The organism is Vibrio sp. OPT46, assembly GCF_015163535.1.
Classification (GTDB): Bacteria; Pseudomonadota; Gammaproteobacteria; order Enterobacterales; family Vibrionaceae; genus Vibrio; species Vibrio alginolyticus.
Genome location: NZ_JADDYG010000648.1, coordinates 12,716 through 20,039, shown reverse-complemented (window position 1 = coordinate 20,039; position 7,324 = coordinate 12,716). Strand labels below are relative to the sequence as shown.

Below are 7,324 nucleotides of genomic sequence, written 5' to 3'. Positions count from 1 at the left end.
GTGAGCGAAAGATAGTCTTATGAGCAGTATCTCGATATCTGCATATGTCATGCTTAAAATAGAACTGGATCACTTTCCTTTTTTTATTGTAGTCCGCAAACAGCCAATCCTCACGCTCTCCGATTCTCACTTCTGTTGGTTCATCTGGTTGGCGTTTAAGCATTTTAAAGGAGACTAATATAAAAGCACCTGCACCTGCTAACGCCATCGGGCCAACCATCGCTACCATCACCACACATACCACTGCACCTATCCAGCCAACGGCTTGCGTGGCGGTATTCACCCACTTAGGCATGTTGCGACGTTTCTTCATCACAAAGCCTTTGTCAGAAAAAATATAGTCATAGCGATAGTCGAGGCCAATCGTAAGGTAAAAGGCTCCAGATACCATCACCGACAAAATAAAAGAAAAAATAGTTACGTCAACCGTGTCACTCGTGTGTATAAACAAAGTTAATAGGAATGGAGCGATCACAAATGGAAGCGCAAAAAGTTTAAAGTAATAGCGAAATGGTTCCTCTACATCATACTTATGCCATGTTCTGACGTTATCGCCTGCGAGTATTTCTTGCTCTTGTGCCTCTTGATAAACTGCCAACTCTTCTGGGGTGACGTAAAATGGTGAATATGCCAAGGGTTACTCCAGAGCTGTAGTTAGTTTAGACTTTGATTGTTCGATTTCAGACTCGGTTTGCCACTTACCGTTGTATATACGTTGCCATTCAGGAAGCGGGGCGTTTTGAGCTCTCAGGTCAAAGGTATCGACTACTGGAAATTCAAGGCAGCGAGAAGGGATATCTTCAATTCGAGGTTCAGGTCTTCCTTCAAAAAACGCTTTATGGTCAGGAAAATCAATACATTCAATACCGTACTTGTTTGAAAGGGTTTCTAGCATCGCATCTAAGTCTTGAACAGTCCTAAAGAATATGTAGCTATCACCACGAGTTTGAGCTCTGAAGACGGTGTGTTTCTCTAGGTTCCATTTAGAACACTCGTCATACTTGTGGTAGAAGCGAATCACTTTACGCTTTTTATTGTAGTAGGCGAACAGCCAATCCTCACGCTCACCGACTTTAATTTCGGCTACTTCGTCTGGTTGACGTTTAAGCATTTTAAAGGAAACCAATATAAAGGCCCCAGCGCCAGCTAAAGCCATTGGACCAACAAGAATTACCATTAATATACATGTGCTAGCGCCCACCCAGCCTGTTACTTGACTCGCATTGTTCATCCATTTTGGAATGGTACTACTAGACTTTGCAACAAGTCCTTTTTCTGAAAAAACATAATGGTACTGCTTTAAAAGCCCCCATCTCATTAGGAAATAAAAAAGTGCCACGCAAAATGAAAGTACACATGCTAAGAAAATGGTGTCATCGTTTTGGTCAAAGTTTGCTAAGGCAAAAAATATCGCAATACAGACAAACAAGGTTACGAGAGTAAAATAGAGGTGAATGTATCGAGAAGGCATCTCGACGTTTACAACACTCCAACGTAAAACATTGCTACCCGAGCTGATTCTTTGCTCTTGAGCCTCTTGATAAACCGCCAATTCTTTTGGGGTGATGTAAAAAGGTGAATAAGCCAATGTTTATACCTTGGCTGCTGTTGGTTCAGATTTTGATTGTTCGATTTCAGACTCGGTTTGCCACTTGCCGTTGTAAAGGTATTCACGCTCAGGAAGTGGGGCATTTGACGCCCTTAAATCAAATACCTCTTCGGTTTGATATTCTCTACTACAAACTGGAATACTAAAGAGCCTTGATTCTGGCTTCGATTCAAACAGCTTTTTGTGGTCATCTACCTCTGTACAATCCAGCTTATATTCAGTAGCTAACTGATTTACCATCGATTCTAAGTCCGTTTCAGTTTTGAAAAATACGTAGCAATCAGATCTGCTATGTGAACGGACAATAGTGTTGTGTTCCATATCGATATATTCACACTTATCCTGCTTAAAGTAGAACTGGATCACTTTGCGCTTTTTGTTGTAGTCGGCAAACAACCAATCTTCACGCTCTCCAATTCTCACTTCTGTTGGTTCATCGGGCTTGCGTTTTAACATACCAAATGAGAATAAAATAAGAGCGCCCGATCCAGCTAACGCCATCGGGCCAACTACCGCTACCATCAAAACGCAAACTACCGCACCGATCCAGCCAACGGCTTGTGTGGCGGTATTCGCCCACTTAGGCATGTTGCGACGCTTCTTCATCACAAAGCCTTTGTCAGAAAAGATATAGTCATAGCGATAGTCGAGGCCAATCGTAAGATAAAAGATCCCGGCCATCATTACTGACAAGATAAGGCCAAAAAAGGTCACGACAAGCGTATCACTTGAGTGTGTCAAAAATACAATTACAAATAAGAAGCTCATAAATGGCAAAGCCGTTAACTTGTAATGGTAGCGAAATGGCTCTTCTACATCATACTTATGCCATGTTGTTAAATTGTCCCCTTTGAGAATCTCTTGCTCTTGTGCTTCTTGATAAACCGCCAATTCTTCTGGGGTGATATAAAACGGTGAATATGCCAAGGGTTACTCCTGAAAACCTAGTGTGCCAACAGCGGGGGTGAGTGTTTTTTTAATTATGTCTTGTTTGATATTGTCTGAAATAATGCCATAAGTTGCACTCTGTTTTATGCCGTTTTGGAACCAATACTCACGCTTAGCAGGGGCATCATCTTCCACATCGTAAGCTACTTGCATTGTAAGGTAATGATCTGCTTCTTCAATTGGCAAGGTTACTTTGTACACCAGTGATTCTTTGCTCGCTTGATCTTGAGTTTGTAGCGTGACTAAATCTGCGTTTTGATGCCACGAGCCTGACATCAAATCATCTTCTGTTGCCTTGCTGTTAGTTCTCAACGTAATACCATTCGTTGCAGCACGCCTTGGCAGTTGAATATGCACTTCCAAACCGATTAACACACGATGTGTGTAACTTGGGTAAGCTTGTACTTTTTCAATAGGTTGATGGTATACCGTAGGCTGTTGAATAATAGATTGTAAGTCAAACAGCGCTTGCTGAACCAATGCTGAATTATGCTTCTCTCTTTCGGGTAAGCTCGAAGATTGGCTCCACTGAGTGCGAGTCGGGTGATAACCCCAAGGCAGTTTATCTAACCATTTTTGGAAATCATCTTGTTTCAGCTTATTCAACTTATAATTGATGGCTAGGTATGCAATCGTGAGAATAACCAGGCCGGCCGTTATAGGCCCGCCAAAGGATAAGTTTAATGCAAATTGTCCAGTTAACCCTCCGTATACTTGGAATATACCGACAGCTGACATTGCTGTTAATACTAGGGAATTTGCTACATGCAGATATTTTTCTTGACTATAAACTTTGTCAGCACTCTGCCAAGAACGGTAAGCCTCAATACCCGAAGCTAACGCACCTAAAGCCCCTGTGATTGCTAGCCATTTATTGAATACCTTTAGGTCATCAAGGTTTAAGTTTTTAAAGGTATCTTCGTTTCTATTCACTAACTTTTTTAAGACATTATATGAATGTGACCTTAACCTAGGTTCACCCTTCACTTTCTCCCATAACTTACCTGTACGAACACCTGTCCAAGCGTTGACTGTGTAAAATAACTTTTGCTGGATATCCAAAAATTCATCTGAGGACATTAACCCCGTGTCTTGAATACTGCTCATGGCATCACCAAGCGCGATGCAGTTAAATATTAATGCCAGAAAGCCTAGACCACCGGCATTCTCGAACAGTTTATTCAAATCATCGAGTTTATTCATAGCGATCCGCGTTCTAAGCTCGACGGTTCTTTGCGTTAGATCATCAGGTAACTCAATGTACTGCGGGTACTCCAATGTAGCTACAGCGAGAGCCTTCTTAATAGTCTTTCTATTTTCTAAAGCTGTTGTGTATTTAGAGTCAGCTTTGCGGTTATTTTTCTGGAAGTCAGCAATGATGGCATTGTTTTTTTCGAGCTTAATCAGATAATCATTTACGCGTGTTTTCCATTTTTTAAAATCGTGAGCGTAACCTTCTTTTATTGTTACGGGCATATTGTGTGCCATATGTTCTGCAATAACGGCAAATAAATAATAGCTATGACGGTTCAGAGGTTTAGCGAAAACAGGCATCAGCGAAATTGATACTTGTGAGGTCATGCTAACACCAAACTCTACAACGCCTTTTGCAAGCGCACCTATTGCAGATTTAAAAATAATATCCAGCTCTTGGAAACCTTTGGCGATATCTTTGAGAAAAGCTGTTTCCGCAGTGTTTGGGTTGGAAACAAAGTCCATGATCTTAGAGTACATATTCACGCGGTTGCTGGTATCAGATATCTGGTCCATCAACTGATTATCAGGATCAGGATTTTCTGAGACGATCGACTGTTCATCAAGCGCCTCTGTAATATTCTTCTCCATCACTTTAAATAAACTACGACTAAACCCAGAGGCATAGAGTGCGAGTAAACTGGTTGGTTTCTCCCATTGGCTTTCTGCCCATTGGCGGTCTTCTTCTTGCATCACCAAAGTAAATGACTCAACCGCTTGCTTGTGCAGTTGATACAAGCTGTACTGTGTGTCTTCGCTGTATAGGTCGAAGGTTCTTTCAAGATGATGCGGCGTTAAGGACTCCATTACTGCGATAAAGTCGCGTTTGACCGAAACCACTTGGGTTAGCATGTTTTCTTTTTGTTCTGACAGCTCTTGCATCTCGCTCAGCATTTGCTTCCAGTTGAGCTGCTGACGCCAGCGTTCAGTCGCTATCCATTGTTCGTATTTACCAAAACGGCTCGCAGAAATTCGATATTTGTCCTGTATCGCTTTAGCAATGTCACTTTGGGTATGTTGGTGTGATTCAATCGCTCCAGCGGAAAATTTAGCAGGATAGCCGGACTGAACTGAGCTTTTGTTCTGCTCTGCCAAATCAAGTTGGTGAGAGGAGTCATAATAGTCAGCCATGTCGGTATAAAACGACAGCTCTTCGCCGTTACGCTTAACGCTAGCTGGCATGTCTATCTCGTCACTTGCACCAAACATACACAGTTGCATGGCGGTCTGCATCAAGTTCCACTGGTTTGAAAACTGGTCAGTGAAAAGGCGGTAAGGGCTTGCGGCACCAACAAAATGCAGTGACATATCTTGAATGTCTGCGGCGTAATCTTTTATCGCGACGAAGTAGCCTGATTCTTCTTCTGGAATCGCAGAGGTTAAATCGCTTTCGACTGCGACAGGTTTAAAAACAGAACCATCTTCATCTGCTTTGGTGGCGATGCCAGAATCCGCAAAGCGACCATCATCGACGGCAGAAGATTCAATATCAGCGACTTGGGTTAACTTATCTATTGGTGCAATGTTGTGCTGATTCTCGTTTGAGGACAGAACAATGGTTTGCATGCGATCGATATGATTACTCGGATTGTTAAGTACGCGCATGAACGTGTGCCATGTCCAGCGGTGCTCAGAGAAGCAAATCGATAGTACGCTTCCGTTGACGTAAGTAAGGAAGGCCTTTGCATCTTGTGGTGTCCCACGCTGCTCTGATTTTGGGCTTTCTGATTCTCCCAACTTATAGAGCGTGAATTGCGTTCCTTTGATTTCGTATTCGTCTAAGCTTTTGTTGATTGCATCATAGACATACAGCCAACCGTCGCGCAGTTGACGCAGGGTGTAACCAACGGTATTGAGTTTGGCTGGGCCTTGGCCTTTCCATTCTTCAGGCAAACCAAAAGGTTGTGTCTCTTCTGTTTCTAGCTGATCGATGGCATAGCGGACTGGGATAAAGTGCGCAGGTGATGCTTCCGTTGCTTCTTTCTCAGTTTTTAAATTGAGAGGCTCTGGTTCAGACGGCGGTGGCGGATCGATTTTTTTTGTTTCTCCCTCCCAAAACATACTGCGCTCTGGGGGTGAGCCAGCAAGATCATCGGATTCCGTGGTTGGAACGATATTCAGCGATTTCAGTGTACCATCGCTTTCAAATGCCTGAACGGCCTCCTCATAGGTATAGCTGTTGTCATACCAGAACATAGAAGTTTTTGGGGGAAGTGGATTATTCATCGTTAGCCCATGTTTAAGAGTTTTACTCTGTTACGCAAATATCGCACCAAAATAAAGCAATTAAAAATCAATAAGTTATGCTTTTATGGTTTTGCTTCAATCAAATAATTGTTTGTTTTTCCAATAAGTTGGTTGGTGTTTACCATTTTTTGTATTGATTGAATCAAAGTTTGAGTTATTAGTGATGCCTCAATGAGCTGACAAAACAAAAGGGCTCCAGAGTTAACTCTGGAGCCCTTTCTAGTATTTAAGCTCTAAATAATTAGCGACGCTTTGGTTTACGTTGACCAGCTGGTTTGCCTTGTCCTTGTGGGCGACCTTGGCCTTGCGGCTTGCTACCTGCCGGGCGGTTTGCACCGTTGCCGCTAGGACGTTGGCCGTTGCTTGCAGGGCGTTGACCACCTGTAGCTTTGCCAGAACCGTTACGGTTACCAGATGGTTTACCATCTTTTGAACCGCCTTCAGAGCGTTTGTTCAAATGACCACCGAAGCCTGGTTGGTTTTTGGTATGTTTGGTTGCAAAGCGGTTTGCCCCGTGACGACCAGATTTACGACGTTGCGCAGGTGTTTGTGCTTCAATGTCTTCTGCAGGAACGAGACAGCCTTGTTTGTCACCAATCAAATGTTTTTTACCCATACTGACTAGGGCTTCACGGATCATTGGCCAGTTTGCTGGATCGTGGTAACGCAACAGCGCTTTATGTAGGCGACGTTGACGTTCACCTTTTGCTACAGGTACATCTTCACGTTTTTTGTACTTCACGCGTTTCAGAGGGTTTGTCTCTGAGTAGTACATCGACGTTGCGTTACACATTGGCGAAGGGTAGAAGTTTTGTACTTGGTCACATTCGAAGTTGTTCTTTTTGAGCCACAGAGCAAGGTTCAGCATGTCTTCGTCTTCTGTGCCTGGGTGCGCAGAGATAAAATAAGGGATTAAGTACTGCTTCTTGCCTGCTTCTGCACTGTATTTCTCGAACATCTCTTTAAAGCGATCGTACGTACCCATGCCTGGCTTCATCATCAGATCAAGAGGACCTTTCTCTGTATGTTCCGGTGCAATCTTCAAGTAACCGCCTACGTGGTGAGTAACGAGCTCTTTCACGTATTCTGGTGATTCAATCGCAAGGTCGTAACGTACGCCAGATGCAACCATCACTTTCTTCACGCCTTCAACTTTACGCGCTTCACGGTATAAATCGATCGTGTGTTTGTGGTCTGTGTTTAGCTTGTTACAGATGCCCGGGAATACACAAGAAGGACGACGACAGTTCGCTTCCGCTTTTGGAT

The 7,324-nt window shown here is 43.2% G+C and carries 5 protein-coding genes; all 5 read right to left on the bottom strand.

The features are described 5' to 3' along the window. A partial coding sequence (locus tag IQR33_RS24105) for a hypothetical protein (protein ID WP_193844134.1) occupies positions 1-634 on the bottom strand: 634 nt, incomplete at its 3' end. A 3-nt stretch (positions 635-637) separates the two neighbouring features. Continuing rightward, the gene (locus tag IQR33_RS24100; RefSeq protein WP_017634699.1) at positions 638-1,588 is read right to left on the bottom strand and encodes a hypothetical protein; all 951 of its coding nucleotides are present in this window, start codon (positions 1,586-1,588) and stop codon (positions 638-640) included. 3 nt (positions 1,589-1,591) lie between these two features. Then, on the bottom strand, positions 1,592-2,536 hold the full coding sequence (locus tag IQR33_RS24095) for a hypothetical protein (RefSeq protein ID WP_017634698.1): 945 nt from the start codon (positions 2,534-2,536) through the stop codon (positions 1,592-1,594). 3 nt (positions 2,537-2,539) lie between these two features. Beyond that, a complete protein-coding gene (locus IQR33_RS24090) occupies positions 2,540-6,037 on the bottom strand; it encodes a T6SS effector BTH_I2691 family protein (RefSeq protein WP_193838093.1) in 3,498 nt (1,165 codons plus the stop codon). Between the two features lie 262 nt (positions 6,038-6,299). Further along, a partial coding sequence (locus IQR33_RS34240) for a DUF3362 domain-containing protein (RefSeq protein WP_228014111.1) occupies positions 6,300-7,324 on the bottom strand: 1,025 nt, incomplete at its 5' end.

What these genes read in the sequence shown, in the direction of transcription:
- IQR33_RS24090 (WP_193838093.1), bottom strand. Translation starts at nt 6,037, where the DNA reads ATGAATAATCCACTTCCCCCAAAAACTTCTATGTTCTGGTATGACAAC.